We start from the raw sequence: 25,226 nt of genomic DNA, 5'->3' as shown, positions 1-25,226 counted from the left end.
CATTCTCCTATTCATCTGCCATCCATGAGCGCAACAATTTCGCGAAATCTTCCGGGCGTTCTTTAGCCAGTTTCTCAATTGTCTTACGCTTCGGATTTGATTTTGAGCCCAGTTCCGACAAATCGATCTCTTCGATTTCGTTGATTCCGCCGCCATCAAGGACTGGCTGTTCAAACATATCGAAGTCCAGATCTACATCGTCATATTCATCGACTTTTCTTCTGCGTTTCACTAATACAACGATCAATACGATGATCAATAACGCCATCGCTCCGGCAACTCCTAAAAGAATGCCATCCGGGATTTTACTCCACCATGAAGTCACTACCGGTTTTTCTTCAACAAGTTGCGGTTTCCCTTGGAATTCCGTTGCAAAAACCGATATCCGGTCGTCCAAGTCTTCTTCCGTCACTTCCGTACCGTTCATGCTTAATGCTGTCGCTACTGTGTTTTTCAATAAGTTGCTGATGTCATCGATATTTTCCTGCGTCAAACTCGCAACGTTCTGTGGATTCGGAGGTTCAACTCCTACGTTTACCGTCAAATCATCAATGATATAAGGGCTTGCTTCAATCTGCCGGTTGATGCGATTGACTTCCCGGTTGATCCGCTCTTCTGTTTTTTCAGATTCGCTCGTTCCGCCTTCTCCAGCTGCCGGGTAGTTCGCAATTTCCGTATCACCGGTTCCGGTTGTTTCTTCTACAACTGCGCCTTCGCTCGAATACGACTCAACAATTCGCTCAACGCTCAAATCTATGCCTTCACCGGTTTCTGTATTGACCGGCTCCACCAAGTTTTCTTCGCGCTTTTCTTTTGTAAAGTCGACACTCGCCATAACCGATACAACCACTTTATCTTGGCCGAGCGTCATGCCGAGCATTTGCTGCAATTCGCGCTGGATGTCTTTTTCGATATCCTGTTTGATTTCTCTTTGCTGCTGATAGACAGATAACGTCGTGTCCATCTGGCCTTCTTCTATCATTTCAAAAGCTTGTCCGTTCTGGTCCATGATGACAATTTCTTCTGCGGGCAAGCTCGGTACACTCTTGCTGATCAAATGGTATAAGCCATTTACTTGTTTTTGGTCCAATTGAAAACCAGGATCTCCTTGAACAACAACAGAAGCTGTTGCAACTTGCTCTTCTTCAGTGATCCAAATATTTTCTTTTGGAAGTGTGATCATGACGTTCGCTTCATTCACACCATCGATTTGTTTAATCAAACCTGCAAGTTCATTTTGCATCGCATCGCGTTCGACGACATCAAAATGGCGGTCGGTCATTCCTAAACCCATATTTTCACTGAAAATACTGTAGTTTACGTTGCCGCTCTCAGGAATGCCATCCGCCGCTAGGCTTACTTTCAAATTAGAAACTTGTTCTGCCGGGACGCTGATCGTTTTGCTGTCTGCTGAAACTTCGACAGGAATTCCTTGCCCTTCAATGGCAGCTTTGATTTCGCCTGCCTCTGATGCGGACAGGTCCGAATACAGGACTGCATAGTCTGTCTTGGAATTCATGAACACAAAAACAGAAATCAGCACAATTGTTGCAAAAAACGATCCTGCCACCGTCCATTTGATCGTCGGTGATAAATTGCCCCAGGACTCTTGAGCCTTGTTTTTATAACCGGTTAATTTTTCTTTCATGAATCATACATCCCTCTTCTTTGCATTAAGAATCATAATTGCATTCTCATCACTTCTTGGTAGGCTTCCACTACTTTGTTGCGGACTTGTACCGTAAGCTGCAAAGAAAGACTGGCTTTCTGAGCTGCGACCATTACTTGTGAAACATCTTCCACTTCACCGGTCACGAGCTGATTTGTTAATTTATCTGAAGTATTTTGAAGCTTATTGACTTCTTCTAATTGGTTTTTAAAAATTTCGCTAAATCCTTCCGTCTTGTTTTCAGTTTGGGGTTTTGCGATTGATTGGTTTTGGATAAAAGGGGTTTGGATCTGACTTATTTTTTCCATCATGGCCTCCGTTACGATGTGATTATATAAGTTGAACTGAATAGCTGTAACTGATATTCCACAAAACAGCTACGCTTTCCGCGGGCTCGCGCTAAGCTAACTCGGGCTATACGCCCGAGTGGATCTCAGCACTTCGCTAGTCCCGCAGGAGTCTCCGCTGTTTTGCTCCATATCAAGGTATCTTTTAGCGCCGGCGCGTCCCCGGGCTGAGCGGAGCAATAAGACGAGCGTCCTTCTCGGCTTATTGCGGGAGCTTTGCCCAGAGCGGCCGAAGCGGTGTGTAAAAGCTAATTCTTCAATTCAACTTATATTAGGTATTATTTTCCGATTTCCAATGCTTTCATGAACATGCTTTTCGACGCGTTCATCGCCGTGACATTCGCTTCATAGGAACGGGTTGCAGACATAAGGTCGACCATTTCTTTGATCGGGTCTACATTCGGTGATTGGACATAACCATTTTCATCCGCATCAGCATTGGTTGGATCATAAGTCTGGACGAAAGGGGTTGGGTCTTCTTCAATTTTGGAAACGGCGACGCCGGAGACTTGGGAGTTTCCTTTGCTCATGGCCGATTGAAGTTGTTGTTGAAAAGGTGAGATGCCGCTTTGGGACAATTGAACTGATTTACGGCGGTAAGGAACCCATTCCCCGTTCACCAATTCAGCTCTCGTCGTATTTGCGTTTGCAATATTAGAGGATACGACGTCCATGCGCAAGCGGTTTGCCGTTAAACCTGAAGCACTAATATTCAATCCATTAAACAAGCTCATTTTACTTACCTACCTCCGTTAATGACAGTGCTTAAAGTGCTAAGTTTTCCACCAATTCGCTCTGTCAATGCATTATAGTGTAGTTGATTTTTCGCTAACTCCGCCATTTCATGATCCATATCGACGTTGTTACCATTCGGACTATAAGAAGTGGAATTATTTTCCTTTATCCCAGGAGTAGCATTCAAAGCCCCTCCACTAAATTCGATATGCTTTGCATCGGTTTTGTAGCTAGTCATTTTTTGGTTGGCTGCTGCATTATTCAAGATCGATTGAAAATCCACTTGCTTGCTTTTGTAGTTCGGGGTATCGACATTGGCGATATTCGCTGCATGGACTTTTTGCTTTAAAGCCGATGCAGACAAGGCTTGTTCCAGTGATTGAAACGATTGAGGAAAGATATTCATCGTTCGACTCCTTTTCTTTTTATTGATTTTCATATAAAAATCCACCCTTAAGAAAAGGTGGATTTATAAAAAACCTACCATCCTTCGGCAACCCGGCTACCTTGTATCGAGGATATTTAGGCCCGTGGCTTTGCGTCCTCTTCTTTCGAAAAAGTTTGCCATTGTCGACATGATACGACTATTTTACTTTTTAAACTCGGTAATAAGTATCATTTTCAAAAAATTGTACCAAATTATAGTATCATGTTTTTTTATTTTTGTATATTTTTCTCTCAAAAAATTTTTTGTACTATTTTTTCCATATTCGTGTATATTTTTGCCCCAGTCATATGGTATGCTAACGCGGTAATATTCTATCATTTTCGTACGAAAGGAAGAATCGCTTATGTTCCGTGGTTTATACACAGCCACTTCTGGAATGCTTGCCCATAATCGGCAGCAGCAAATCCTGACAAATAATTTAGCGAATGCCGCTACACCCGGCTTTAAAGAAGATCAGACCGTGCTGCGTGCATTTCCTGAGCAATTGATCAAAGCTATGGAAGCTGGAAAAGTTTCAACGAACGGCCAAAAAGGTCCATCCACCCAAACGACAATTGGACAGTTGAATACAGGTGTTTATGCTCAAGAAGGAATCCCTTCTTTTGCCCAAGGCGCTTTAAAAGATACAGGCAATAACACGGACTTTTCGCTTATGGATGAATTGCTTCCTGTGAATCCCGAAACCCGGCAAAGAGGATCACTCGTTTTTGCGGTTCAAGGCGACAACGGACAAGTCCGCTATACGAAAAACGGACAGTTTTCCGTTGGTACAGATGGATTCTTGAAAACTGCAGACGGCAATAACGTCCTTGGCCAAAACATGCAACCGATTCCCGTTAACTCGACAGACTTTACCGTAGCAGATAATGGCCAGATTACTCTGGCAAACGGAGATGCGACAAATAGCCTATGGATTGGCTATACCGAAAATCCGCAGCAATTTGTTAAAGAAGGCCATGGTTTGCTCCGTTGGGAAGGCGCTCCGGATGCTGCGCCGCAAAATGCGGAAACCGTCGCTTTATTGAATAATTCCGGTTCGTTCGTCAAGCAAGGGTTTATTGAACAGTCGAATGTCGACCTTACGCAGACGATGACCGAGATGATGGCCACGTACCGCGGCTTTGAAACAAATCAAAAAGTGCTGCAGGCCTATGACCGCAGCATGGAAAAAGCAGTCAATGAAATTGGCCGCGTTTAACCTGGAGGTCTTTAAGAGATGAACATTCAAATGAATTCCGCCGCTACGTCCATGCGCGAACTTCAGAAAAAAGTCGACGTCATCGCGAATAATATTTCGAACGTCAATACAAACGGCTATAAACGCCAAGAAGCTAATTTCTCGGATACGCTCGTCCAATCGATCACGCGGCAAGCCGGTGCTGATAATGAAATCGGCCGCGTGACGCCGAACGGCTTGCGCGTCGGTTCAGGTGTACGCGTGACGCAGACGAGCCTTCGCAACGAGCAAGGTTCAATCCAGCAAACGGATCGCCCGCTCGATTTCAGCATCCAAGGAAATTCCGCCTTTTTCCGGGTAGCTTCTGAAGGAAAAACTTTCTATACAAAAGACGGCTCTTTCCAAGTCCAACCCGTCTTGAACTCCAACCAAGTCAATCTCGTGACGTCGAACGGCGATGCAGTACTCGACAGCAACAACAACCCGATTTCATTCGATAACGATTTCGCTTCGATTAAAGCCGATCAAAACGGTACCTGGCAAGTAACTTATAAAGACGCTGGCAAACAGCCGACGCAAATCCAATTGAGCATCGCAGACATCAACCGTCCGAACTTGCTTGAGAAAGTCGGCGGCAACCGCTACCAGCTGCCTGGCACAGAAGCGGAACAGGTGGCGAACGGCACTTTGCAGGTAGTAGACCTCAGCCAGCAGAACAATAAAAACTTCCGGATCAATCAAGGCTCTCTTGAAACGTCGAACGTTGATTTGACCGAAGAAATGACCGAACTGATTGCTACACAGCGCTTGATCCAGTCGCAAGGGAAAGCCATTTCCTTCGCTGACGACATGATGGGGCTCGTGAATACAATTCGCGGATAAGATTTTGAAGCAACTGTGAAAGCAGCTGCTTCTTTTTTATTGGAGGTCGGGGTGATTTCAGGTCGCCCAGGGGTGATTTCGAACGGGATTGGGGTGATTTCAGGTCCCCTAGGGGTGATTTCGGAGCACAAACAGGTAATTTCGCTTAAAGCCAAACTCTGAATGCAATAAAAACTTAACGAAAAAATTACAAAACAAAAAGCTGGATCCGTTCGATTAAGAACGGATCCAGCTTTTATTTATCTTATCTCAAGAAATCCATTAATGTGGGTTGAATGATTTTAGCCGAAGAAGCAAGACTTGCCTGGTAGACGCTTTCTTCGCTCTTCAAGCGTATCATGGCCTCTGCATAGTCGACATCTTCAATGCTCGAAAGCATTTTTTTCAGCTGCAAATTATTGTCGAGCAAGCGGTTTTCAAACGCTTCTACTCGGTTTGCGCGCGCTCCGATTTCGGATTGAACGCTCAATAACTGATCCACTTTGGTGTCAATTTCATCGATTGAAATCTCTCCGCTATTTTTGATTGCTGTGACAAGGTCTTCGAGAACTTTATCCAGAGATTTTGTATTCTTAGCATCTCCCACAATCGGTCCTAGTAACTTATCTGCCGAAACATTCGCCGGTATCGAAATGCCGTCACTGACGGTGAATTTCTTTTCCGTTCCAAACAATTCCTGGCCATTCACTTTGGCTTTTGAAAACTCGGAAATTTGTTCTTTCAGTTGTTCGATTTCAGATGCGATGGTCGTTCGGTCTTCAGCGGATAAAGTCCCATTGCTCGCATTTACCGTTAGTTCCCGGACACGCTGCATAACGTCTGTCATCTTGCCGATTGTCTGGTCGGTTTCATCCAACCACAAGTTTGTTTCATCTATATTTTTCTCGTATTGGCCATTTGCGGCAAGTGAGCTTTTCAGGCTCATCGCTTTGCTGACGCCATTCGGGTTATCCGATGGAAGCTCAAGCATTTTGCCGGACGCCACTTGGCTATTGGTTTTTTCGAAGCGGCTCAAATTCTGTCCCATGTTGCGGACCGAATTTTGATGCAGCATTTGTTGAGTGACTCTCATTACAATCTACCTCCGTTGCTTAAAACATTAATTCGCCATGCGGTTAATGATGGTATCGAGCATTTCATCCGTCGTTGTGATGAAACGGGCAGCCGCACTGTATGCGTGCTGGAACATGATCAAGTTCGCCATTTCCTCGTCGATGGAAACCCCAACCACTGACTGGCGGCGGTTGTCGGTTGCGAGCAATGCGGATTCATGATTTGCTACGGTGTTCATCGCCGTCTGGCTTTGCGCACCGAGCTTGCTGACAAGTGCGCGGAAATCTTTTTGAACTTTTTCTATGTCACCTTTATCTGCAATTGTTACTGTAGCTGATTTATTGACTTGAAGACTATCAATTGTGAAGGCTGCATCAGCTTTGAACAATTTACTGTCATCCGTAGCCATACCGTTTGCCTGAGCAAAGTTCTTAACTATCGTTGCCAACTCTGCTTGGTAACCTTCTGCTAAAGTAATTGATTTCTGAATTCCAGCCAACTTGCCGCCAGGAACCTCGACTTCAACTGGTACTTTAACGCCATCTACTTCTATTTCAACCGGCACTTTAACCCCGTCTACTTCCTTTACTTGACCTTTAAGTTTCAGTGCCCCAGTTTCTGCATCTACTTGGAAAACATCTTTCGGAAGCTCAACTTCCGCAGTCCCGTCTTTCATTTCCTTCACGGTCACCGGCACAATCTCCGAAAGCTTGCCGATCAATACATCCCGCTTGTCCTGCAAGTCATTCGACAAGTTGCCGCTTTTCTTGATGCTCGCGTTCAACTGATCGATTTGCTTCATTAAGCTGCCAGCTTCTTCTAGCGCAGCATCTTTTTGCGAATTAAGATCCGCCGTAATGTTCCCCATCGATTTATTCATCGCCTGCGCCGTTTCGACAAACGCTTCTGCGCGTTCTTTCAAGACGGCTTGAGCCGATGCGTCGCTCGGGTTGTTTTGTACATTCTGCCAAGCGGCATTCAACTCATCCATTGCGGCGTTCAGGCCAGTCGTGCTCAGTTCATTGATGGCGACTTCTAGGCGGCCAAGTGTTTCCTGCCGCACGGTCCATTCGCCAAGCGTTGATGATTGGTCGCGGTATTGCGCATCCAGAAAGCGGTCTCTCACACGGATGATCGAGTCAACTTGAGCTCCGGTTCCAAGCTGGCTGGTTTGGCCATTTGTCCAGATATCCAATGACGGCGTCGAGCTGGAGTTCACTTTTTGGCGTGAATAGCCTTCTGTGTTGGCGTTGGCAATATTGTGGCCCGTTGTGGTGATATTCGTTTGGGCGACAGATAAGCCGCGCTTTCCTAGCTCTAGTCCATGAAATGTTGAAACCATGTAATTCCCTGCTTTCTGGCACATTTAAGCTTTTGTATCGAAAAAGCCGCGGTTGCCGGTTTGTAATTTTGGTTGGCCCATTGGCGATTGGTAGTTGAAGTTTTGCTGTTTTGTTTTCGTGACTTGATCGATCATGTGCTGTACAAAGCTCATGGAATCGATCAGGAGCCGCTCGTTGATTTTATTCTTCGCTTGCAGTTCGACCAGTAATTCCTGCAAGGTTTCGATCTGCGTCTGCAATCTCTTTTTCATGATCTCGTCCGGAAGCTGTGCGACAAACTCACTGAACGTCAGGTCCGGATGTTCTTGCCGAAGTTCTTCCGCCAATTGTTCGCGCCCGTTTTCAGCCTGGTTCAGCTGTTTGACAAGCTTCGCTTCCTCTTTTACCAATCCATTCAGCTCATCGACTTTGCGCTCGATCAAAACAATCCGTTTCTGTTCCGCAAAGTCCAGGAGCTGCTTCTGGATGCCGATTAATTCTTCTAGCGTCGCGGCTAATGATGTAAGCATTCGACACCCTCCTCTTTAAAGCAGCGTTCTACTTGTCATACCAGAAATCAAAGACGCTTTCAGCCACTTTCGAACTGTTGACTTCGTATTCGCCTGATTGGATCTGGAGTTTCAAAGCATTGATTTTTTCTTGTCTGTCCATGTCTACCCCTGTGTTCTTCTCAAACATCTCTTTTGCCCGGTTTGAGATCTGCACTTCGTCTTCCTTCTGGATCGGTTTTGACCGCTCCACCGGCGAGACCTGCATCTGTTTTTGATAAGATTGAATAAAGGAAGAACCATTTGTTTTATCGATATTCATTCCTTCACCGCCCTGTTCGTTTATTTTTCCTGCTTGACCTGCCAGTACTTCCCTGCCCGCTCCTGCGGCTTTCTGCCGATCTCGTCTGCGAGTTTGTCCCGCTTCAAGGTCCGGCTGATTTCCGATGAAAACTCCTTGTAGCAGGAATTGCACAGCACTTGCCTTTTTATCACTGTACCACAATGCGCACACGGGTAACCCAAGTTCGGGAAATCCTCCCCGTAAATGCGCCCGTCGCGAATAAAATCGGCAATGCGCTTTTCCGAGACATCCGTCGCTTCGCTCAGCTCTTCGAGCGTTGCATCGCGGTTCACTTCGTCTTTTATGAAGGCATCGACTTTCTTGAAATCCGCCTCGATTTCCTTGTAGCAATCCAAGCAAAAATCAGTGTAGGATTTCAAATAAAGCCTGCCGCAAAGTACACAATTTTCCAATTGATTTGAGTGCACATCCATCACCTGGTGCTTTCTATTATTTATATCGGCATCCCCGCCAAAATGTTTAGCCTAAATTTAATTTTATTGCAATTTAAATTCAGTCACAAGCACGCGCTCCACTTTGCCTTCGGTGATGGTTTCGCTCAACTTCGTTTTCAGCTGCGTCTCAAGCATCGTGATGCCTTCTTTGCCGACCAATTCTTCTTTCGTGAATCCGGCTACGGTTGAAATGATCGCTGCCCGCACTTCAGCTGTGCGCTTTTCCGTCGCTTCTTTCGCTTTCTTGCTGTTCAGCTGGATATTGAACTGGACTACGGCGTAATTTTCGCCAGTCGCCAAGTTTGTCGTAATGATATCCGTGTCGATGCTCATTTCCACCAACTCTTCAGCCGACAGCTTTTTTTCCGTCTCCGCTTCAGCAGTAGTGCTCTTCAAATAATACATCGCACCCCCGCCAAGGACCACGACCGCGATCAATAAAATAACCAACACTTTCATTTTCCCCATGGTGCACCTCTATCTCGTTAAATTTCTTCGCCGTACGGGGAAATCAACACTTCCACGCGGCGGTTTTCTGCACGGCCTTCCGCTGTATCGTTTGATGTGATCGGACGGTACTCGCCGTAGCCGGTTGCACTGAATGTCCGCGGATCAAGCTTATCGTTTTCAAGAAGGATCTTCATGAAATTGATGGCGCGCTCCGAACTAAGTTCCCAGTTGGACGGATAATCATCGGTCTGGACCGGCACGTTATCGGTATGGCCTTCAATATAGATATTCCGCGGCAAATCGGTGATCAAAAGTTCAGCGATTTCAGCCGCCATTTTCTCAGCGTTTTCGGTAATTTCAGCGCTTCCGGAAGGATACAAGACGCCTTCTTTAATCGTCAAAAGCAAGCCTTTTCCGGTAAGTTCCGTCTCCAGCCTAGTCGATAGCCCTTTTTCTTTGATGTACGCTTCAATCTTTTCGCGTACTTCTCCGAGCTCTTTAAAATCCTGCTCCAACGCAATTTCTTCAGCCGTTTTCGGCCCTTCATCGTCTCCCGGTTCATCTTCCCCGAGATCCGCTAGTTTCGACGTCGTGTCCGGCGTCTCAACCGGCGCCTGGTTTTCCAGGATGCCCGTGCCGCCTTGCAATTCTTTATTGAACGACTGCGAGATTTCCTGGAACTTCTGCGAGTTCACTTCACTTGCAGCGAATAAAACAATGAACAGTGCGAGAAGAAGCGTCAAAATATCGGCGTAAGGGATCAACCACGACTCATCGACATGATCTTCATGCTTTTTCTTACGCTTCAACCTGACCACCCACTTTTTCCGGTTCTTTCAAGACACGGTCTTTCGCCGGTAAGTATGTTAATAATTTCTCTTCTACAGTGCGGACTGGCAAGCCTTCCTGTACGGCAAGCAAGCCTTCCAGCATAATCATTTTCATCTTCGCTTCCTGTTCGGATTTGCGTTTCAGCTTATTTGAAAATGGATGCCAAAGCACGTAACCCGTGAAAATCCCGAACAGCGTCGCAATAAATGCCGCTGAAATCGACTTCCCAAGAAGTGCAATATCGTCCAAGTGGCCAAGTGCCGAAACGAGGCCGATTACCGCTCCCAAAACTCCAAGCGTCGGTGCGTACGTGCCCGCTTGCGAGAAAATCTTCGCGCCCACTTCATGGCGTTCTTCCATTGCCGCAATTTCCTCTTCCATGAGGCTGCGGATGTATTCCTGCGGCTGGCCGTCAACGACCATTTTCAAACCGCGCTGCAAGAATGGATCTTCCACTTCTTCTGCGCGCTCTTCCAAAGCGAGTAAGCCTTCTTTTCGTGCAAGCAATGCCCATTCCGTGAATGTTGGAATCATTTCCTTGATCGGAATGATTTTCGGGCCGCCGAACAGTACTTTGAACAGTCCCGGCACGTTTTTCAATTCTTCCATCGGGAACGCCACCATCACTGCGGCAATCGTTCCGCCGAAGATGATGACCAGCGCCGCCGGATTATATAAAGCGACCGGGTCTGATCCTTTGAGGATCATCCCGCCGACCAATACGACAAAGCCAAGTATTACGCCTATCCATGATGTCTTATCCACACCAAAAACCTCATTTCACTCGTTAAAAAGTATGTTTTCTACCCCTGCTGTGCCTGCCTTTGAGTTTTTTCTATTTCTGTCAGACTAACTAGTTATACTAGCTGATATTCCGCAAAACAGCTCCGCTTTTCAAAACCTGTGCTCCTGCATCGCTGCGCTAGCTTCGGCACTTCGCTATCCCACGGGAGTCTCCGCTGTTTTCCTCCATATCAAGAAATTTCTTAGCGCCGGCGCGTCCAAGGGCTAGACGAAGCAATAAGACGAGTGTTCTTCTTGGCTTATTGCGGGAGTCATGCCCAAAGCGACCGGCGCGGTTATAAAGGATTATTTTTATTCGATTTACTTAAATCAGCCGTTCTTCACAAGCCCCATAACCTGTTTCCATGTGTCGCGAAGCTCGACCATCAAGCCTTCGACTTCTTCCAGAATCCCCACGTCATTTTTCGTATTCGCTTCGATCAAGCGGGTGTACATGTATTCATATAATTGTTCCATGTTCTTCGAAATCTCCGCATCCGGATCCAAGGTCACGCGCAGTTCCTGCGTGATGTTCTGCGCTTTGATGATGTTGGTGTTCTTTTCCTGGAAATTGTTATCCGCCATCGCCTTTTTCGCGAGTTTCATGAATTTCAGACTGCCGTTATAAAGCATCAAGGTCAATTCCTGCGGAGATGCCGTCATCACCGAGTTTTGCTGATACGCCTGATAAGGATTAATCGTTGCCATCGTCGTTCCCCCTCTTACTTCCGTATATCTAAAAACGTCCCGTCCGCCGGCGTGCTTTGGTAAGCGCCGCGGTATTTCTTCGACATCTGTTTCGTTTGGTTGATGCGGTTCATCTGGCTTGTGAATGCTTGGTGCAGGCTGTTCATGAGCGGATTCAATTCGAGCTCCGCTGCTTGTAAGCTCTTCACCATTTCTTTGCCTTCAACGGACCAGTTGAACTCCGCTCCGTTTTTCGAAGCTTCCATGCGGTCAATCACTGCTTGCCGCCTGTCGAATAAAATCTGGACTTCCACCAAGTCTTCCGTCTGGTTATCGTCCATTTTGGAACCGATTGTTTTCGCTTTTGCGAGGATCGCTTCCGTCAGTTCCAGAAGCTCCTGCAAACTTTCATGCTGTTTGTCCATTTACATCATTCCTAAACTTTGTGAAATCCATGAACTTTGCGAGTTCATCTGGCTGATGGCTTTTTCCATCGCCGTGAACTGCTTCCAGTAGCGGTCTTCGATTTTCTCTAAACGTGTCTGCCAGCGGCTGATCTCTTCGTCCATCTGCTTGATGTATTTTGTGATTTGGCTGTTGTCGACCAGGCTTGTCGGGCTTCCCGCCTTATCGCTCAATTTTTTCACGACATTATTCAAAGCATCGTAAACACGTCCGCCAACGCCGACGTTTTTATCATCAACCCGGTTCGTGAATAGCGCCATCACTTGATCCGGTTTATCTGTTAAGGCTTTTTTCAATTTATCTTCATCAATGAAAAGCTTTCCGCCTTCCGACCATGTTCCGGTATTGATGCCGATTTGCGACAGCATGTTGATGCTGCCTGCAGGCATGCCCGCAACCGGACTTGTAAACGACTGGCGCAATTCCTGGATGGCACTTCTTAAAATTGGATCGTTCCGAAGCAAGCCGCTGCGCGCTTTCTCTTCCCACAATTCAATTTCGTTGTCTGTCATTTCTTTCTTTTGTTCTGCAGAAAGCGGCTGGAAATCCGGATAGCGTTTTTCGACTAGCTGCTTTTCGATTTCTTTGATCGTTTCATTGTATTTATCAATAAAGCCTTTGATTTTATCGAAAGTTTTGGTTGGATCTGCTTGGACGGTGATGGTCGAAGTACCCGTCTCTACAAGATTCAAAGTTAATCCATTAATTGTTGTTTTATTGGATGTCAGATTATCGACAGTAATGCCGTCGAACTTTACCGAACCATTTGTGGCAGATTTCATAAAAGTGTTTGTAGATGTAGAAGCTGTATCAAATGAAGTTTGTGTACCATTATTGATGATTTGCTTGGCTAATGCCGTATTGGCCGTTGTTTTGTCTGCATCCAGAAAATCCATTGTGAAATTCTGGTTCGCTCCCATCCCTTTCGTAGAGATGAAGAAGCTTGAAGTTGTGTTATCAAAACTCATCCGGAGTTCTGGAATCTTTCCAGCCGTTTCATCCTGAATTTTTTTAGCTACATCGGCATATGTCATATCTGCTTTAATTTCAATTTCCGGCAAACCATTAATCTTAACGAAACCAGCTACACCAATTTTATCTGTGGATGTTGCTGAAACAGTCGAGGTTGGATCTAATTTAATCGGCGCCGCTGAGTTAATCTTTGCACCCGCTGCTAAGCTAATTACTTCTACTTTATAAGAACCGCTGACCGACAGTGCAGTTGTTTCGGGCGTCACACTACTTCCTGTAGCGGTCGAGCTGTATGAATTGAACGAACTTTGAAGACGCATATCGCTTGCCAGTGTCCGCAAGTTTGATAGCGATAAGTTTACGTCACGGTAAGCGTCTTTCTGCCATTCCGTGAACGTCTTTTGCTGTGTTAATTTATCCTGCGGCAATTTTTGTGCAGCCATCATTTCTTTTACTAAGGAATCCGTGTCGATTCCAGATGCTAATCCACCAATACGCATGAGGTTCACTCCTTACAGTTTTTCGTCTACTAGCAATCCTGCGAATTCAGCCATCGAGGCATACATATCGAGGAATTTCTTATTCGGGATTTCTTTGATCAATTCGTCGGTGATCGTATCGATGACTTGAACGTAATACTCGCCCAGTTCGTCATGGAATTGGAATTTAACAGATGTATTCGTCGGCTCAAGGAAGTCGTTCATGCCTTCCACTTTTTCAATGAGCTTTTCTTTTGTAACGTTTGTCGTTTTATCAGCTTCGAGTTCTACTGTTTTTTCTTTCGGCTGAACAGCGGGTACAACTGCTGCTTCAGCTGTCTTTATCGGAATATAAACTACAGGCGGCTGCTTCACTTCCATGGTTACCTCTCCCTTACCGTTCAATTAGCGGTTTGGTCGAGTCCCGAATGCGAGCTCGAACCGTCACCTATCTATAGTAGTTATCGGCAAACAAAATCATTTTTTAACGGATTTCTGCAAAAAAATAAAACCGATTCACGGAGGAACCGGCCTTAACTCAAGCTAAGTTATTGAATTGCTTGCTGACGCCTTGTGTCCAATGGTTGTTGAGTCCAGTCGGATCGTTCGTTGCACCCACTGGAGCGTATTTCGCGCCAATGGCTGCGATGGTGTCTTTTCCTTGATTCAAGTAATTCTTCCGCAAGTTCCGTGCCATATCGAAAATGCTGTCTTCGATCGAGTCGTAGCTGCGGAGGCCGTTCTTGCCCATCATGCCGGCAACATTGTTCTTTTGGTTGACGGCGTTTGACGATCCGTTGCCGGTTTCATGAATCGCAATTGCTGAAAGAAGATTTGGATTGATATCGTATTTCTTCCCAGCATTGATGAAATGATTCGCTGCGCCGCTGAGTTTTCCTTCAAGCGTATTCTCGAGCTTAATGAACTGCACAGGTTTGAAACCAAAGTCGCTCGTATCTTGCGGACTTGTTGGAATGGCTCTCGTATCGATCGGCGAAGCCGTATTCTTAGCAGTCGGTGCTGTTTCCGATTCAAGCGGTTTGATTGTCACTTGAATCGGCGTAAATGAACCATTCGTCTGTGGAAGTAATTGAGTTGGCATTTGCATCGTCTGTTCTGTTGAAGCCGGCTGCATATTCTGTATTGCCGCATTCAAAATCATCATGAACAGCGAATTATCGTTCGGCATGCCACCCATTGGCGATGCCGCATTTGTCTGATTTATCGAAGGCGCTGCTTGCGCCATAGAAGCCATAGTCATGTAATAAAACCAATTTGAAGAAACTGGACCGGTCATTTCGAGGGTTCCCACCTTTTGCTTAAATGAATGCACGTTTATTGTATAGGATAATGGAGGAAAAAAGAATAGGATAATTGTGGCAATAATAATGTAAAAATTTATTTTCTGGAACCGCTTTGGATGTCAGAAGAAAACTCCCACAAAAAATCGGGCATGTCTTTGCAATGCTTCTTGCAGGAGTGAATGTTCTTTCTTATAAGACTATTGTTTCAAAGATACTATAAATGTCAATCAGTCCAATGAAGAAGCTTCACTTATAATTCTTCAATTTAACGCAGTAATTCAAGCACTTGTTGCGGAGCTTTGTTCGCTTGAGCCAACATCGCTTGAGCAGCTTGACTTAAAATCGAGCTTTTAGTTTGATTCATTACTTCTTTTGCCATATCCACGTCTCTTATACGTGATTCAGCAGCTGCCAAGTTCTCTTCAAAATTCATTACATTATTATTAATATGTTCTAAAGAATTTTGATAAGCACCAAATTTAGAGCGTTCGCCCGTTATTTGTCGGATAGCTTCATCTATTTTACTAATTGATTTCTGGGCTTCTTCCCAGGGATCCACTTTCATGTTGTCGATTCCCAATGCAGTTGTCCTCACATCGGTTAAATCTACTTTAAAAACTTCACCTGAATTAGCACCAACTTGTAAATAAAGGTCTGTATTTTCTTCTTTTAAAGAATCTTTTACAATATCTATAGCTAAGTCTTGGAGTTGAGTTGAAAAGTTTCCTTCTATTTCTAAATATCTTCCTCCAGTAGGTCCGGAAAGCCGCTTAAGTTGTTCATTGGCTCTATCGCTTTCACTCTTAGGTCCTACTACAGTCATTTTTATTCCTCGCTCTTTCATTTCGAATGCAGTGTCATCGATATCATAAATGGAAAGGCCATCTCCCCCGTCGGGATCTGCTGCCGTTTTATTGTCATGTACCGGCGCGTCCGTGACAAGGATAAATTGTTTAGAAGCCTCTAATCGAAACGACTGACCTAACGCCACATGAATGCCTTCTAATCCAGACTCTTCTCTATCCACGCCTCCTGCAATACTGCCGCCTATATTTGAAAGACTCTTTTTAAATTCATCTACATTATTTGTAAATGGAACCGTATTGATCGGATCGCCTCCCATTGAAGGGACTATGTCACCATATGTCACTAAACCAAGTCTTATATCTATACCTTTGGATTGCAGAGTGGAGGCAAAATCTTGAATATTCGCTTCTACACGTACAATTTCTGATTTCATACTTCCTGTTCTGTCTATAATAAAAATGATATCCGAGCTTCCTTTTATAGTTTCAGGAGGCGTAACACTATCTATCCCTGGGACGTTCAATAAATTAATCCCATTAAATTCAGTATTATTAGCAATATCATTAATACCTTTTAATATTTGATTAACTTCTTGTTGGATTGCCTCTCTATCATTAGCTGTAAGTGTACCGTTTGAAGCTTGAACAGAAAGTTCTCTTAACCTCTGCATATTCGGATCAATGATTTTGGCTAAACCACTTTCTGCTGTTTGAATCAAGGATATCCCATCTTGGATATTTCTTTGTGCTTGCTGTAAGCCTCTTACTTGGGCTCTCATCTTTTCAGAAATTGCCGAACCGGATGCATCATCCCCCGCTTGATTAATACGCATACCAGATGAGAGTTTCTCTATACTTTTAACATTCATTTTTTCGTTGGCATTTAAATTCCTCATAGCTTTTAACCCTGAAATATTATGGTTAATAATCAATTTTTTATTCCTCCAAAATTTATTCATTTATATTATATCAACATTTTTTTCCAATTCATCAGTTTTTAACCAATTCAATAAATTTTAGTAGAGGGGCTCATTTAAGGTAAGGAGTTTTATAAAGTCCAATAGAGGTTATTTCACGCTGTTTATAAATGAGGAGATTAGAGGGAAATCAAAATTATTCAATCCATTTCTAACATTCATTGAAGTTGTATATACCGATGTTTTTCGAGGAAGTCATATTCATTTTTCAACTTCTCTAATTCGATATTTAATTCTTCTCTTTCACTTAATGACAAGTCGTTGCCGGTAGCATACTCGGCTATCTTTTTCATTTCTTGCAGCTTTTCCTCCAGATCATCTAAAACTTCGATTTGCTTTTTTGTCCATTGAAGTTGCCGCTCCAGAATTTCTTTTTGTTCTTTCATTATCCTATTCTCCTTTTCACAAAATTAAAATGAGCAGTCACAGATATTTTGTGGCTGCTCATTTCATTAAAAACTTACCCTTTCAAATCCACCGACCCGCCAAGATGCGGCTGAACAGATTGCTCTAGCATCTTTACTACGCTATCGCCATTCACTTCTGCTTGGTCCATCGACTTCTTCATAACTGAAATACTTGCTTCTTGCCGTACATTCATCTGGCTCAACGCCATTGATAAAGCTGCGATATCCATTTGAAATCCTCCTTATAGAAAAAGGAGCCTATTTCTAGGCTCCCGTTTTTCATCAAGATTAACGTAGTAATTGAAGAACAGCTTGTGGCTGTTGGTTGGCTTGCTTTGCCGCTATGTCTTTCGATCATAGAATAGACTATATCTTCACCCTTAAATCTCTAAGGGGCTGGGCACTTCGAATGGCGCTTGCCACCCTACGGATTTCATCGTCATAGCATCTGCCTTAGACGGTCTATCCTAGTCGTTGAACCTTCTCCAAAGTTTCCTCACAGGAGCTTGGCTGCTGATTATCCATTGGTGCATCCTCATCATTTTTAAACCGTGACGCCGACCGTTTCCAGTTACGCTGTGGTTGATGAGGCTTTAGGAAGTTCCAGCAATTCACCCAGTTATACTCTAACCCGTTACCCGGTTAGACGCCCTAGAATCAATTATCTCAACAGTTGCAAAACTGCTTGAGGAAGTTGATTGGATTGAGCCAACATTGCTTGTGCTGCTTGTGAAAGAATCGAGTTCTTAGTTTGTTCCATCATTTCTTTCGCCATCGTGCGAACATTTACTTTCATAAATGACTAGACTATATCTTCACCCTCTAATTAGTAGGGGCCGGGCACTTCGGATCGATCAGTGCTGATGTACACTGTGTCACCTACGGATTTCATCACCATAGCTTTCGCCTTAGATGGTCTATCCTAGTCGTTGAACCTTCTCCACTCTTTCGAGACAGGAGCTTGGCTGCTGATTGCCCAATCTTTTATTTTTTCAAGCCGTCACGTCTGCCGTTTTCAGCTGCGTTGTGGCAATAAAAGCTATAAGGGGTTTCCAGCAATTCACCCGATCGTAATCTCTGGCTGTTACCGGCCAGGACGACTGTACCTTTGCTCGCTTACGCGGCTTCGGCATAATCAACGTCGCGGATACGTGATTCCGCAGACGTTAAGTTTTCAGCTGAGTTATTCAAGTTATTGATAGTGTGATCTAAACGGTTTTGGTTCGCACCAAGGTTAGAACGTGCTGCAGAAACATTTTTAATTGCAGCATCGACTAGAGCGACATCTGCATCAAATGAAGTTCCAGTTGCCTGGATACCTTTAGTGGCATCAACAGTAGCAGCATCACCTGGATTCGCACCTGGAGTAACCAAAGCACCCACCCCTAAATCACTAGATGAAAATCCTTTAGTAGCAGCAGATGTAATTGTTAAATCTAATTTTTGACCAGTATTCGCTCCGATTTGGAACTGTGCATCGAATGTTCCGTCCAACAATTTCTTGCCGTTGAACTCTGTACGTTCAGAAATTCCAGTAAGCTCATCATTTAAAGACTTAATTTCGTCTTGAATAGCTTTTAAATCATCAGTTTGCAGCGTACCTTCATTACCAGCTTGAACTACAAGTTCACGTTGGCGTTGAAGAATTGAATGAACTTCATTCAATGCACCTTCAGCTGTTTGCATTAATGAAATGCCATCTTGAGCATTCGCTGAAGCTTGTTCTAAACCACGAATCTGTCCACGCATTTTTTCGGAAATCGATAGACCAGCTGCATCATCTTTCGCGCTGTTAATACGCATTCCAGAAGACAATTTCTCCATGCTGCTTGCTTGAGCATTCGTTGCAGAACCCAATTGACGGTGAGTGTTTAAAGCTGTGATATTGTGATTGATAATCATTTTGTATTACCTCCGTGTAATGTTTTTTTGTTTTTTGCAAGCGCCCAAATCCGTTTGGACTGCCTTACAGTATTTATATCGGAGGTCGTTTCGAAATGTTTAGCGTTTTTTAAAAGTTTTTTATAAAGTTTTTCCATTTTCTTTTCTTCCATCAAAAAAGCCTGCATCTCTGCAGGTCTCTCCTCACTTCTTCATCTTCAAAAAATCACTGATATTAATCACATTCGATGTCGCTTGCTTATTTTCTTCCTGAATCTCCAAATACACTTCTTTCCGGTGGATGGTGATGTGCTTCGGCGCGTTGATGCCGAGCCGGACCATGTCCCCTTCAATTGCCGTGACCGTGATTTCGATATTGTCGTCGACGACAATCGATTCGCCTTTTTTTCTGCCAAGTACGAGCATCGCTTACACCTGCCCTTGTTCAGTCTGGAATAAACGCTGTTTGATCTGGTAGGTTTTGTTATCCAAGACAATTTGCATGCCGAGTTTCTTCCTATTGTTAATGACGAGCGGACCTTTCAAGTTCGTCGTCGCATCTTTCATATCGCCGGTAACGGAAACGGTTGTTAAGACGATGGCGTCTGTCGGTTCTTCCAGTTCCAGCCGCTCCACCAATTGCTCCGCGAGTTTGATGTCGTATTCCGGGAAGAATGAAAACGGATCGACGAGGAAAAAGCTGAGTTCTGCCGATTCGATCGACTGCAGGAAAAAGAATGGCGAGTCGCTGCTTTCGTCTGCCGGCAGCAAAACGTATTTTTTCATTTCTTCAAAGCCTGGAATTCCTTTTGCAAATGTTAGGACGCGGTCGTCCGTGAGTTCAATTTCGCCGAATTGGCGTGTTTGGATTTTCATGATTGGCCCCTTTCTGTCTGTTCCATTACATAAAATGAGTAGGTTCTCTTATTAGCTTAACCGATATTCTTGAAGCTTCAAGACATATCTTATGCCCTAAATGTTTAAACATTTATAAAATCTTTACAATTTTCTGCTTAAAACTAGTGAAAAAAGACTAGTCATGTGCTATCTTAATAGAGCTATCTCCTAAGACAGTAGGAAATTCGCTTTATTCCAATAAAGTATCATCCGGTTATTCTCGTAATTTTACCATAAATCACCTTTTTGAGAATCCCTTATCATTAACCGAGAAAGAGTTGTGTAATCATGGAACCTATTTCATTCACTTATAATTGGCCGCTCGTCATTCTTTCCATCTTTGTCGCGATGTTTTCCGCGTTCGTCGCCCTCGACATCAGCAGCCGCCTCGCTATATCCAAGCAAGGCTTGAAGAAACGCTGGATCTTGTCCGGTGCCATCGTCATGGGGCTCGGTATTTGGGCGATGCATTTCATCGCCATGCTCGCTTTCCATACGTCGATGGAAGTCAGCTACAGCGTACCGATTGTTATCTTGTCAATCCTGCCGGCGCTCGCTTCCTGCTGGGTAGCTTTCCGCATCATCAGCCGACCGTCGAATTCGTGGAAACGGCTGCTTGTCGGAGCGTTCTTTATCGGGCTCGGCATCATTTCAATGCATTATATCGGCATGGAAGCGATGCAGATGGGCGCGGATATCCAGTATGATCCGTTTCTTTTCGCTTTGTCTGCCTTAATCGCTTTCGCTACGTCGCTTGCGGCGCTTTACTTATTATTCCGTTTGCGCGGTTTATCCAATTTCCACTGGGGCAAATTCGGCAGTGCAATTTTGATGGGCTTTGCGGTAGCGGGTATGCATTATACCGGGATGGCCGCTGCAACGTTTACGCCGGTGGAAAATCACGTGCATACCGGCGCTTCGTCCATCAATGGCACACTGCTCGGCTACGCGGTCGGGCTTGGGGCGATGCTGATTTTGAGCCTCGCTTACAACAGCGTCCGCATCGACCGCCGAATTGCCGCGCAGTCGGATGAATCGGAGTTGAAATTCCAGTCGGTCATCGAATCGGCCAACGATGCGATCATCGTGGCCGACCATACCGGCAGCATCAGCCAATGGAATAAAGGCGCTGAGCGCATTTTCGGCCATGCAGCGAAAGACATGATCGGCGAAAAGCTGGATCTGATCATCCCGCCGCATTACCGCGAAAAGCACCAAGCCGGCATGGACCGCTTCTACCAGTCCCGGACACCGCACGTCATCGGCAAAACGCTGGAGCTTGAAGGCTTGCGAAAAGACGGCAGCGTGTTCCCGATCGAGATTTCGCTTGGCACGTGGGAAACGGAAGACGGGGTATTTTTCAGCAGCATCATCCGCGACATCACGGAACGCAAACTCGCCGACGAGAAAATCAGCAGCCTCGTCTACTTGGATCCATTGACCGGCTTGCCGAACCGCCGCTTGTTCAATGACCGGCTCGCCTCCATGTTGTCCCGTGCCGCTGAAAACCAGCAGCGGTTCTCCTTGCTGTATTTGGATATCGACCATTTTAAATTGGTCAATGATACATTCGGACATGCCACCGGAGATCAATTATTGATTGAAGTGACGGAGCGTCTGAAAAAGCACGCCGCGGAACGGGATACTATTTCCCGCCTCGGCGGCGACGAATTCATTCTTTTATTGCCGCAGACCGATTCCAGCAAAGCGGCGGAATTTGCCCAGCAAGTCCTCGACTGCTTTAACGAGCCGTTCCAATTTAACGGCGAGGAAGTGTTCATCACGCCGTCGATTGGCATCAGCCTTTACCCGACAGACGGGCAGGACGCGGAGACGTTGATCAAAAACGCCGATCTTGCCTTGTACCGGGTAAAAGAGGAAGGCAAAAACAATTACCAGTTCTTCACAAAAGACATGAACGAAGAAGTGTCCCGCCGTTCGAAAATCGCCATCGGCCTCCGGAAAGGCTTGGACCGCGGCGAGTTTACGATCAACTACCAGCCGCAGATCGACATCAAAACAGGTTCGATCATCGGCGTCGAAGCGCTCGTCCGCTGGGTGCACCCGCATATGGGACCGATTTCCCCAGGCGAATTTATCCCGATTGCGGAAGAAACCGGCACGATCATCCAGCTCGGCGAATTTGTTATGCGGAATGCCTGCCTGCAGAATAAAGCCTGGCAAGATGCGGGATTGCCGAAGTTCCGGGTGGCCATCAATATTTCGTCGCGCCAGTTCTCGCAGACGAATCTTAGCGACTTAGTCCACAGCGCCCTTACCGACTCCGGCCTTGAACCGAAGTATTTGGAACTCGAACTGACCGAAAGCATCATTCAAGGATCCACGAGTGCGGTTGCGACGATGATGGAACTGAAAGCGATGGGCATCCATTTGTCGATCGATGATTTTGGAACCGGCTATTCGTCACTTAGCTATTTGAAGCTGTTCCCGATCAACACCTTGAAGATCGACCAGTATTTTACGCGCAACATCCATGTTGATGTGAAAGACGCAGCGCTTGTCGATACGATTATCCGCATGGCGCATAACTTGGAGTTGAATGTTATTGCGGAAGGCGTGGAGACGAACGAACAATTGGATTTCCTGAAAGAACGTCAATGCGACCAGGCACAGGGCTATTACTTCAACCGTCCGCTGCCGGCAGAAGATATTTTGAGATTGTACGGAGACCCGGCGCCTGCCGGGGTATAGCATAGGAAAAGGCTATTGAGACGGAATGTCTCGAGAGCCTTTTTCTTTTTATTCAAATGCTGATTCTGCCCATTACTACGGTATTGTAATAGTTTCCATCGGATAAAAGCTTGTCTTGCCGGAGGATTCCTTCTACGTTGAACCCATGCTTTTCGTAGAGCTTTATCGCTTTTTCATTCGTTTCGAGGACCGTCAAGACCACTTTCTTGATGCCGGCCGCGTCTACCCAGTCGAGTGTTTCGCTTAAAAGCGCGCCTCCGATGCCGTATCCCCAGTAGGCCTGCAGCACACAAACACCGAATTCCACTTTATGCGCAGTCCGCTTAAGCGAATTGCCTTCGCATCTTGAAAAGCCGACAATCGCCCCGTCAACTTCTGCCACGAGAAATAAATGATTGGGTGCTTGCGTGTCTTCTTCAATAATCTTTTCAAATCCGGCGCGGTCTATATACGCTTCGCCTTTTTCCCGGTCCATGTTTTCGGTTTCCCCGTCAACTTGAAGCCTTACTTCTGATAATTGGTCAGCATCCTGAATTTCAGCAGAACGGATTGTATAGCTTAAACCGCGAACGGTTGATTCTTTGCTGTTAATTCGCATATTCAGGATCTCCATTCTCTAGCCGAATGCCTTCCGCCTCGCATCTCAACTTGTAAATGCGCTGGACCCATTCCGGTTCATTCGCGATTCTTTTTTCCATTTTCACCAACGTCCGCTTGCCCACGCGCCGGTCCATTAAGCTAAGGATTTGGATAATGTGATTTTCCGACGCCAGCGATTCGGAAATCGGTGCGTTGAAATAAGATTCAAGCGCATCGAAAAAATCGTATTGTCCGTAGATGCCTTCTTTTTTGATCAATTGATGGGCGATGTCCTGAATCCGGATATTCTCATCGACATCATCAAACGCATAGAATTCCTGCGAATGCCGCAGCGCCCATTCCTTTCCGTACTCTTCCCGCTCCGCTGTAATGGTGCACATGCTGAGCAGTTCTTTTCCGTCCACCGTGATAACGGCGCGCCCAAGCCCGTCATGCGCTTTCCGGTAGTTGATGACTTGGAAATCCACTCGTCCAGCGAGCGATTCACAGGTCAGGCTCTTCAAATTTTTTTTCGCTTTGCTCCATTTTGGACTGTACACTTGTTTTCTCCTGTATCATTTCGGATTTCAGTTCCACACTTTGTCCAAGTCTCCTGCATAGAAGCCGATTGCTTTCTGATAGCTTGAAATTTCTTCGTCACTCGTTGTTTCAGCCAAACAGCGAAGCAAGATTTCCATCGCTTGGCTATGCTGTTTTAGATTATAGAGCGTCATCGAATAAAACACACGGATGGCTCGATTTTCCGGAAAAAGTTCAATTCCATTCAAAAAGACGTTCTGCGATTTTTTATACTCGCCTAAAGTTCTCCAAGTACTTCCGAGGCCAATGATGGCCCCTTCCAGATCTTTTCCGGACAAGCCCAATTCAATTGCCTTTTCGTAGTAAGGGACAGCTTCCGCTTCTTCGCCCAATACATCAAAGCTCCAGGCACACTGGTAATTCACCAAAGCATCTTTTGGAAACTGCTCGGCTAATTCCACCAGCAACTTATTCGATTCCCTTGTTTTGCCTTCATTTCTTAACTGGATCGCTTGGTTTAATTGTTCTTCCATCCTATTCATTCCTTCTCTTTTGCCTCATAGAAATTATAGACAGTCTTCAAGTTCCGCTGGATGCCATTCGTCCCTCGCCATTTCGCGTAAGCTTCCGGCAATAAAAATTCCGCTACATACTCCTCGAGAGCCACTTTTTCATCGTGTGCTTGCTTCGCCGAATCACTCAGCAGCAGGAGATAATCATGCATCGCTTCGATGATTTTCACCGAGTGGATCGCGCCATGGCCAGGCAGCACCGCATCAATTTCGAAAGTTTTTAATGCTTCTAAGGTTTTCAAAAAGCCATCGGGGTCGTAGATAGGCAAATGCAACGCTTCTGTCACGATGTCGCCCGCAAACAGGATTTTTTCTTCAGGGAGATACAGAAAACTATCGCTCGGTGTATGCGCTCCGCCCAGGCAATGCAGTTCCACCGTCCGTTTTGAGCCCTGGAAAATGCGGCTGTCTTCAAACGCAACAGTGGGCAAGACCATTTTCAAGTGCGGCAGTTCTTCTTTCACTCTTGCCATCTCTTCCGATTGATTGATGAGGCTCGCCCGGATCACCGGATTTTCGGCCGCTTTGATTTGATGTTCCAAACTGAGAAGATAATGCGCCATTTCCGCTTGTTCAACGGCAATTTCCTTTAGAACGTTTTGTTCTTCAAATAACTGCCGGGTCAATGAAGTTGAAATGGTGGCAGCATCTTCAAATACTTGATTGCCAAAAACGTGGTCGCCGTGATAATGGCTGTTAATAAGATGCTTCACTTTTTTTCCGGTCAGTTTCTCTGCTTGATTTCGCAGCTCCTGTGCCGCAGAAGGCGTACTGAACGAATCGAAGACCAACAGCTCTTCTCCTAAATCCACTACTCCCGCGTTGCTCCAAGCGCCGGTGCCGGGTTTCGCGACCGCCGCAAATACCCCTGCAGCCATTTCATATAAGTGAAAAAAATCGGTTTCTGCCCTTAACTCCGCCATAATTCCTCTCCCGTCCGCAAA

Annotated in this window: 32 protein-coding genes and 1 riboswitch; of the genes, 3 read left to right on the top strand and 29 right to left on the bottom strand. The window is 45.4% G+C overall.

Going from position 1 to position 25,226, the window contains the following annotated elements; all coding sequences use genetic code 11:
- Window positions 1–7: 7 nt before the first annotated feature.
- From fliF to flgB, 4 genes are all read right to left on the bottom strand, one after another.
- Window positions 8–1,648, bottom strand: coding sequence for a flagellar basal-body MS-ring/collar protein FliF (gene fliF / locus AC2EXB_RS01190; protein WP_483603092.1), 1,641 nt, complete (start codon window positions 1,646–1,648; stop codon window positions 8–10).
- A 32-nt stretch (window positions 1,649–1,680) separates the two neighbouring features.
- Window positions 1,681–1,977, bottom strand: a complete 297-nt coding sequence (fliE, locus tag AC2EXB_RS01185; protein WP_235197869.1) for a flagellar hook-basal body complex protein FliE — start codon at window positions 1,975–1,977, stop codon at window positions 1,681–1,683.
- A 317-nt stretch (window positions 1,978–2,294) separates the two neighbouring features.
- Window positions 2,295–2,750: a flagellar basal body rod protein FlgC gene (flgC, locus tag AC2EXB_RS01180; protein ID WP_483603091.1), complete on the bottom strand. Its 456-nt coding sequence runs from the start codon at window positions 2,748–2,750 to the stop codon at window positions 2,295–2,297.
- A 5-nt stretch (window positions 2,751–2,755) separates the two neighbouring features.
- Window positions 2,756–3,157 (bottom strand): flagellar basal body rod protein FlgB, encoded by a 402-nt coding sequence (gene flgB / locus AC2EXB_RS01175; RefSeq protein ID WP_235197868.1) that lies wholly within the window; start codon window positions 3,155–3,157, stop codon window positions 2,756–2,758.
- 83 nt (window positions 3,158–3,240) lie between these two features.
- Window positions 3,241–3,327, bottom strand: a riboswitch (cyclic di-GMP riboswitch).
- Window positions 3,328–3,542: 215 nt separating this feature from the next.
- Between flgB and AC2EXB_RS01170 the strand changes: the two genes are divergently transcribed.
- Both AC2EXB_RS01170 and AC2EXB_RS01165 read left to right on the top strand, forming a co-directional pair.
- The gene (locus AC2EXB_RS01170) at window positions 3,543–4,397 is read left to right on the top strand and encodes a flagellar hook-basal body protein (RefSeq protein ID WP_483603090.1); all 855 of its coding nucleotides are present in this window, start codon (window positions 3,543–3,545) and stop codon (window positions 4,395–4,397) included.
- Window positions 4,398–4,415: 18 nt separating this feature from the next.
- Window positions 4,416–5,258 (top strand): flagellar hook-basal body protein, encoded by an 843-nt coding sequence (locus tag AC2EXB_RS01165; protein ID WP_483603088.1) that lies wholly within the window; start codon window positions 4,416–4,418, stop codon window positions 5,256–5,258.
- A gap of 244 nt (window positions 5,259–5,502) precedes the next feature.
- On the opposite strand, the gene flgL is transcribed toward AC2EXB_RS01165, so the two are convergent.
- The 21 genes from flgL to fliW form a co-directional block, all read right to left on the bottom strand.
- Window positions 5,503–6,330, bottom strand: a complete 828-nt coding sequence (gene flgL, locus AC2EXB_RS01160) for a flagellar hook-associated protein FlgL (RefSeq protein ID WP_483603086.1) — start codon at window positions 6,328–6,330, stop codon at window positions 5,503–5,505.
- 27 nt (window positions 6,331–6,357) lie between these two features.
- A complete protein-coding gene (flgK, locus tag AC2EXB_RS01155) occupies window positions 6,358–7,653 on the bottom strand; it encodes a flagellar hook-associated protein FlgK (protein WP_483603084.1) in 1,296 nt (431 codons plus the stop codon).
- A 24-nt stretch (window positions 7,654–7,677) separates the two neighbouring features.
- Entirely contained in the window at window positions 7,678–8,163 is a 486-nt protein-coding gene (locus AC2EXB_RS01150; RefSeq protein ID WP_483603082.1) for a flagellar protein FlgN, read from the bottom strand.
- A gap of 28 nt (window positions 8,164–8,191) precedes the next feature.
- Window positions 8,192–8,464 (bottom strand): flagellar biosynthesis anti-sigma factor FlgM, encoded by a 273-nt coding sequence (flgM, locus tag AC2EXB_RS01145; RefSeq protein WP_235197863.1) that lies wholly within the window; start codon window positions 8,462–8,464, stop codon window positions 8,192–8,194.
- A 20-nt stretch (window positions 8,465–8,484) separates the two neighbouring features.
- Window positions 8,485–8,919, bottom strand: coding sequence for a TIGR03826 family flagellar region protein (locus tag AC2EXB_RS01140; RefSeq protein WP_483603081.1), 435 nt, complete (start codon window positions 8,917–8,919; stop codon window positions 8,485–8,487).
- Between the two features lie 63 nt (window positions 8,920–8,982).
- Entirely contained in the window at window positions 8,983–9,408 is a 426-nt protein-coding gene (locus tag AC2EXB_RS01135; RefSeq protein ID WP_483603079.1) for a flagellar basal body-associated FliL family protein, read from the bottom strand.
- A 17-nt stretch (window positions 9,409–9,425) separates the two neighbouring features.
- Window positions 9,426–10,199: a flagellar motor protein MotB gene (motB, locus tag AC2EXB_RS01130; protein ID WP_251478121.1), complete on the bottom strand. Its 774-nt coding sequence runs from the start codon at window positions 10,197–10,199 to the stop codon at window positions 9,426–9,428.
- Entirely contained in the window at window positions 10,189–10,986 is a 798-nt protein-coding gene (gene motA / locus AC2EXB_RS01125; protein WP_483603077.1) for a flagellar motor stator protein MotA, read from the bottom strand. The genes motB and motA overlap by 11 nt, the downstream gene beginning before the upstream one ends.
- Window positions 10,987–11,334: 348 nt before the next feature.
- Window positions 11,335–11,712, bottom strand: coding sequence for a flagellar export chaperone FliS (gene fliS / locus AC2EXB_RS01120; protein WP_483603076.1), 378 nt, complete (start codon window positions 11,710–11,712; stop codon window positions 11,335–11,337).
- A 14-nt stretch (window positions 11,713–11,726) separates the two neighbouring features.
- Window positions 11,727–12,116, bottom strand: coding sequence for a flagellar protein FliT (fliT, locus tag AC2EXB_RS01115; RefSeq protein WP_483603074.1), 390 nt, complete (start codon window positions 12,114–12,116; stop codon window positions 11,727–11,729).
- Window positions 12,117–13,628: a flagellar filament capping protein FliD gene (fliD, locus tag AC2EXB_RS01110; RefSeq protein WP_483603072.1), complete on the bottom strand. Its 1,512-nt coding sequence runs from the start codon at window positions 13,626–13,628 to the stop codon at window positions 12,117–12,119.
- Between the two features lie 12 nt (window positions 13,629–13,640).
- Entirely contained in the window at window positions 13,641–13,988 is a 348-nt protein-coding gene (gene flaG / locus AC2EXB_RS01105; RefSeq protein WP_483603070.1) for a flagellar protein FlaG, read from the bottom strand.
- 157 nt (window positions 13,989–14,145) lie between these two features.
- Complete coding sequence (locus AC2EXB_RS01100) at window positions 14,146–14,904, bottom strand: glucosaminidase domain-containing protein (RefSeq protein ID WP_483603069.1); 759 nt, start codon at window positions 14,902–14,904, stop codon at window positions 14,146–14,148.
- Window positions 14,905–15,176: 272 nt separating this feature from the next.
- Window positions 15,177–16,676 carry a flagellin N-terminal helical domain-containing protein gene (locus tag AC2EXB_RS01095; RefSeq protein ID WP_483603067.1) on the bottom strand — a complete coding sequence of 500 codons (1,500 nt, stop codon included), beginning with the start codon at window positions 16,674–16,676 and terminating at the stop codon, window positions 15,177–15,179.
- Window positions 16,677–16,852: 176 nt separating this feature from the next.
- The gene (locus tag AC2EXB_RS01090; RefSeq protein WP_483603065.1) at window positions 16,853–17,080 is read right to left on the bottom strand and encodes a DUF5320 domain-containing protein; all 228 of its coding nucleotides are present in this window, start codon (window positions 17,078–17,080) and stop codon (window positions 16,853–16,855) included.
- A 74-nt stretch (window positions 17,081–17,154) separates the two neighbouring features.
- Window positions 17,155–17,331: a YjfB family protein gene (locus AC2EXB_RS01085; RefSeq protein WP_483603064.1), complete on the bottom strand. Its 177-nt coding sequence runs from the start codon at window positions 17,329–17,331 to the stop codon at window positions 17,155–17,157.
- A 431-nt stretch (window positions 17,332–17,762) separates the two neighbouring features.
- On the bottom strand, window positions 17,763–17,864 hold the full coding sequence (locus AC2EXB_RS01080; protein ID WP_483604698.1) for a flagellin: 102 nt from the start codon (window positions 17,862–17,864) through the stop codon (window positions 17,763–17,765).
- A 353-nt stretch (window positions 17,865–18,217) separates the two neighbouring features.
- A complete protein-coding gene (locus AC2EXB_RS01075) occupies window positions 18,218–19,003 on the bottom strand; it encodes a flagellin N-terminal helical domain-containing protein (RefSeq protein WP_483603062.1) in 786 nt (261 codons plus the stop codon).
- Complete coding sequence (locus tag AC2EXB_RS01070) at window positions 19,000–19,155, bottom strand: hypothetical protein (RefSeq protein WP_483603060.1); 156 nt, start codon at window positions 19,153–19,155, stop codon at window positions 19,000–19,002. The genes AC2EXB_RS01075 and AC2EXB_RS01070 overlap by 4 nt, the downstream gene beginning before the upstream one ends.
- Before the next feature lie 31 nt (window positions 19,156–19,186).
- On the bottom strand, window positions 19,187–19,408 hold the full coding sequence (csrA, locus tag AC2EXB_RS01065; RefSeq protein ID WP_235197851.1) for a carbon storage regulator CsrA: 222 nt from the start codon (window positions 19,406–19,408) through the stop codon (window positions 19,187–19,189).
- Window positions 19,409–19,411: 3 nt separating this feature from the next.
- A complete protein-coding gene (gene fliW, locus AC2EXB_RS01060; RefSeq protein ID WP_483603058.1) occupies window positions 19,412–19,858 on the bottom strand; it encodes a flagellar assembly protein FliW in 447 nt (148 codons plus the stop codon).
- Window positions 19,859–20,167: 309 nt separating this feature from the next.
- Between fliW and AC2EXB_RS01055 the strand changes: the two genes are divergently transcribed.
- Window positions 20,168–22,591 (top strand): EAL domain-containing protein, encoded by a 2,424-nt coding sequence (locus AC2EXB_RS01055; protein WP_483603056.1) that lies wholly within the window; start codon window positions 20,168–20,170, stop codon window positions 22,589–22,591.
- Between the two features lie 52 nt (window positions 22,592–22,643).
- Here AC2EXB_RS01055 and AC2EXB_RS01050 read toward each other — a convergent pair whose 3' ends face one another.
- The 4 genes from AC2EXB_RS01050 to AC2EXB_RS01035 are packed head-to-tail and all read right to left on the bottom strand — an operon-like array spanning window position 22,644 to window position 25,205.
- Window positions 22,644–23,189, bottom strand: coding sequence for an N-acetyltransferase family protein (locus AC2EXB_RS01050; protein ID WP_483603054.1), 546 nt, complete (start codon window positions 23,187–23,189; stop codon window positions 22,644–22,646).
- Entirely contained in the window at window positions 23,179–23,730 is a 552-nt protein-coding gene (locus AC2EXB_RS01045; protein WP_483603053.1) for an SF0329 family protein, read from the bottom strand. Before AC2EXB_RS01045 ends, AC2EXB_RS01050 begins: the two co-directional genes overlap by 11 nt.
- A 27-nt stretch (window positions 23,731–23,757) precedes the next feature.
- Window positions 23,758–24,243: a tetratricopeptide repeat protein gene (locus AC2EXB_RS01040; protein ID WP_483603052.1), complete on the bottom strand. Its 486-nt coding sequence runs from the start codon at window positions 24,241–24,243 to the stop codon at window positions 23,758–23,760.
- Between the two features lie 5 nt (window positions 24,244–24,248).
- On the bottom strand, window positions 24,249–25,205 hold the full coding sequence (locus tag AC2EXB_RS01035; RefSeq protein ID WP_483603051.1) for an MBL fold metallo-hydrolase: 957 nt from the start codon (window positions 25,203–25,205) through the stop codon (window positions 24,249–24,251).
- Between the last annotated feature and the right edge of the window lie 21 nt (window positions 25,206–25,226).

It is taken from the genome of Planococcus alkaliphilus (assembly GCF_057031095.1).
Note: the sequence above shows the minus strand (reverse complement) of the source record. Positions and strands in the feature narration are given on the sequence as shown.

What these genes read in the sequence shown, in the direction of transcription:
- fliF (WP_483603092.1), bottom strand. Translation starts at nt 1,648, where the DNA reads ATGAAAGAAAAATTAACCGGTTATAAAAACAAGGCTCAAGAGTCCTGG.
- fliE (WP_235197869.1), bottom strand. Translation starts at nt 1,977, where the DNA reads ATGGAAAAAATAAGTCAGATCCAAACCCCTTTTATCCAAAACCAATCA.
- flgC (WP_483603091.1), bottom strand. Translation starts at nt 2,750, where the DNA reads ATGAGCTTGTTTAATGGATTGAATATTAGTGCTTCAGGTTTAACGGCA.
- flgB (WP_235197868.1), bottom strand. Translation starts at nt 3,157, where the DNA reads ATGAATATCTTTCCTCAATCGTTTCAATCACTGGAACAAGCCTTGTCT.
- AC2EXB_RS01170 (WP_483603090.1), top strand. Translation starts at nt 3,543, where the DNA reads ATGTTCCGTGGTTTATACACAGCCACTTCTGGAATGCTTGCCCATAAT.
- AC2EXB_RS01165 (WP_483603088.1), top strand. Translation starts at nt 4,416, where the DNA reads ATGAACATTCAAATGAATTCCGCCGCTACGTCCATGCGCGAACTTCAG.
- flgL (WP_483603086.1), bottom strand. Translation starts at nt 6,330, where the DNA reads ATGAGAGTCACTCAACAAATGCTGCATCAAAATTCGGTCCGCAACATG.
- flgK (WP_483603084.1), bottom strand. Translation starts at nt 7,653, where the DNA reads ATGGTTTCAACATTTCATGGACTAGAGCTAGGAAAGCGCGGCTTATCT.
- AC2EXB_RS01150 (WP_483603082.1), bottom strand. Translation starts at nt 8,163, where the DNA reads ATGCTTACATCATTAGCCGCGACGCTAGAAGAATTAATCGGCATCCAG.
- flgM (WP_235197863.1), bottom strand. Translation starts at nt 8,464, where the DNA reads ATGAATATCGATAAAACAAATGGTTCTTCCTTTATTCAATCTTATCAA.
- AC2EXB_RS01140 (WP_483603081.1), bottom strand. Translation starts at nt 8,919, where the DNA reads ATGGATGTGCACTCAAATCAATTGGAAAATTGTGTACTTTGCGGCAGG.
- AC2EXB_RS01135 (WP_483603079.1), bottom strand. Translation starts at nt 9,408, where the DNA reads ATGGGGAAAATGAAAGTGTTGGTTATTTTATTGATCGCGGTCGTGGTC.
- fliS (WP_483603076.1), bottom strand. Translation starts at nt 11,712, where the DNA reads ATGGCAACGATTAATCCTTATCAGGCGTATCAGCAAAACTCGGTGATG.
- fliT (WP_483603074.1), bottom strand. Translation starts at nt 12,116, where the DNA reads ATGGACAAACAGCATGAAAGTTTGCAGGAGCTTCTGGAACTGACGGAA.
- fliD (WP_483603072.1), bottom strand. Translation starts at nt 13,628, where the DNA reads ATGCGTATTGGTGGATTAGCATCTGGAATCGACACGGATTCCTTAGTA.
- flaG (WP_483603070.1), bottom strand. Translation starts at nt 13,988, where the DNA reads ATGGAAGTGAAGCAGCCGCCTGTAGTTTATATTCCGATAAAGACAGCT.
- AC2EXB_RS01100 (WP_483603069.1), bottom strand. Translation starts at nt 14,904, where the DNA reads ATGACCGGTCCAGTTTCTTCAAATTGGTTTTATTACATGACTATGGCT.
- AC2EXB_RS01095 (WP_483603067.1), bottom strand. Translation starts at nt 16,676, where the DNA reads ATGAATAAATTTTGGAGGAATAAAAAATTGATTATTAACCATAATATT.
- AC2EXB_RS01090 (WP_483603065.1), bottom strand. Translation starts at nt 17,080, where the DNA reads ATGAAAGAACAAAAAGAAATTCTGGAGCGGCAACTTCAATGGACAAAA.
- AC2EXB_RS01085 (WP_483603064.1), bottom strand. Translation starts at nt 17,331, where the DNA reads ATGGATATCGCAGCTTTATCAATGGCGTTGAGCCAGATGAATGTACGG.
- AC2EXB_RS01080 (WP_483604698.1), bottom strand. Translation starts at nt 17,864, where the DNA reads ATGATGGAACAAACTAAGAACTCGATTCTTTCACAAGCAGCACAAGCA.
- AC2EXB_RS01075 (WP_483603062.1), bottom strand. Translation starts at nt 19,003, where the DNA reads ATGATTATCAATCACAATATCACAGCTTTAAACACTCACCGTCAATTG.
- AC2EXB_RS01070 (WP_483603060.1), bottom strand. Translation starts at nt 19,155, where the DNA reads ATGGAAGAAAAGAAAATGGAAAAACTTTATAAAAAACTTTTAAAAAAC.
- csrA (WP_235197851.1), bottom strand. Translation starts at nt 19,408, where the DNA reads ATGCTCGTACTTGGCAGAAAAAAAGGCGAATCGATTGTCGTCGACGAC.
- fliW (WP_483603058.1), bottom strand. Translation starts at nt 19,858, where the DNA reads ATGAAAATCCAAACACGCCAATTCGGCGAAATTGAACTCACGGACGAC.
- AC2EXB_RS01055 (WP_483603056.1), top strand. Translation starts at nt 20,168, where the DNA reads ATGGAACCTATTTCATTCACTTATAATTGGCCGCTCGTCATTCTTTCC.
- AC2EXB_RS01050 (WP_483603054.1), bottom strand. Translation starts at nt 23,189, where the DNA reads ATGCGAATTAACAGCAAAGAATCAACCGTTCGCGGTTTAAGCTATACA.
- AC2EXB_RS01040 (WP_483603052.1), bottom strand. Translation starts at nt 24,243, where the DNA reads ATGGAAGAACAATTAAACCAAGCGATCCAGTTAAGAAATGAAGGCAAA.
- AC2EXB_RS01035 (WP_483603051.1), bottom strand. Translation starts at nt 25,205, where the DNA reads ATGGCGGAGTTAAGGGCAGAAACCGATTTTTTTCACTTATATGAAATG.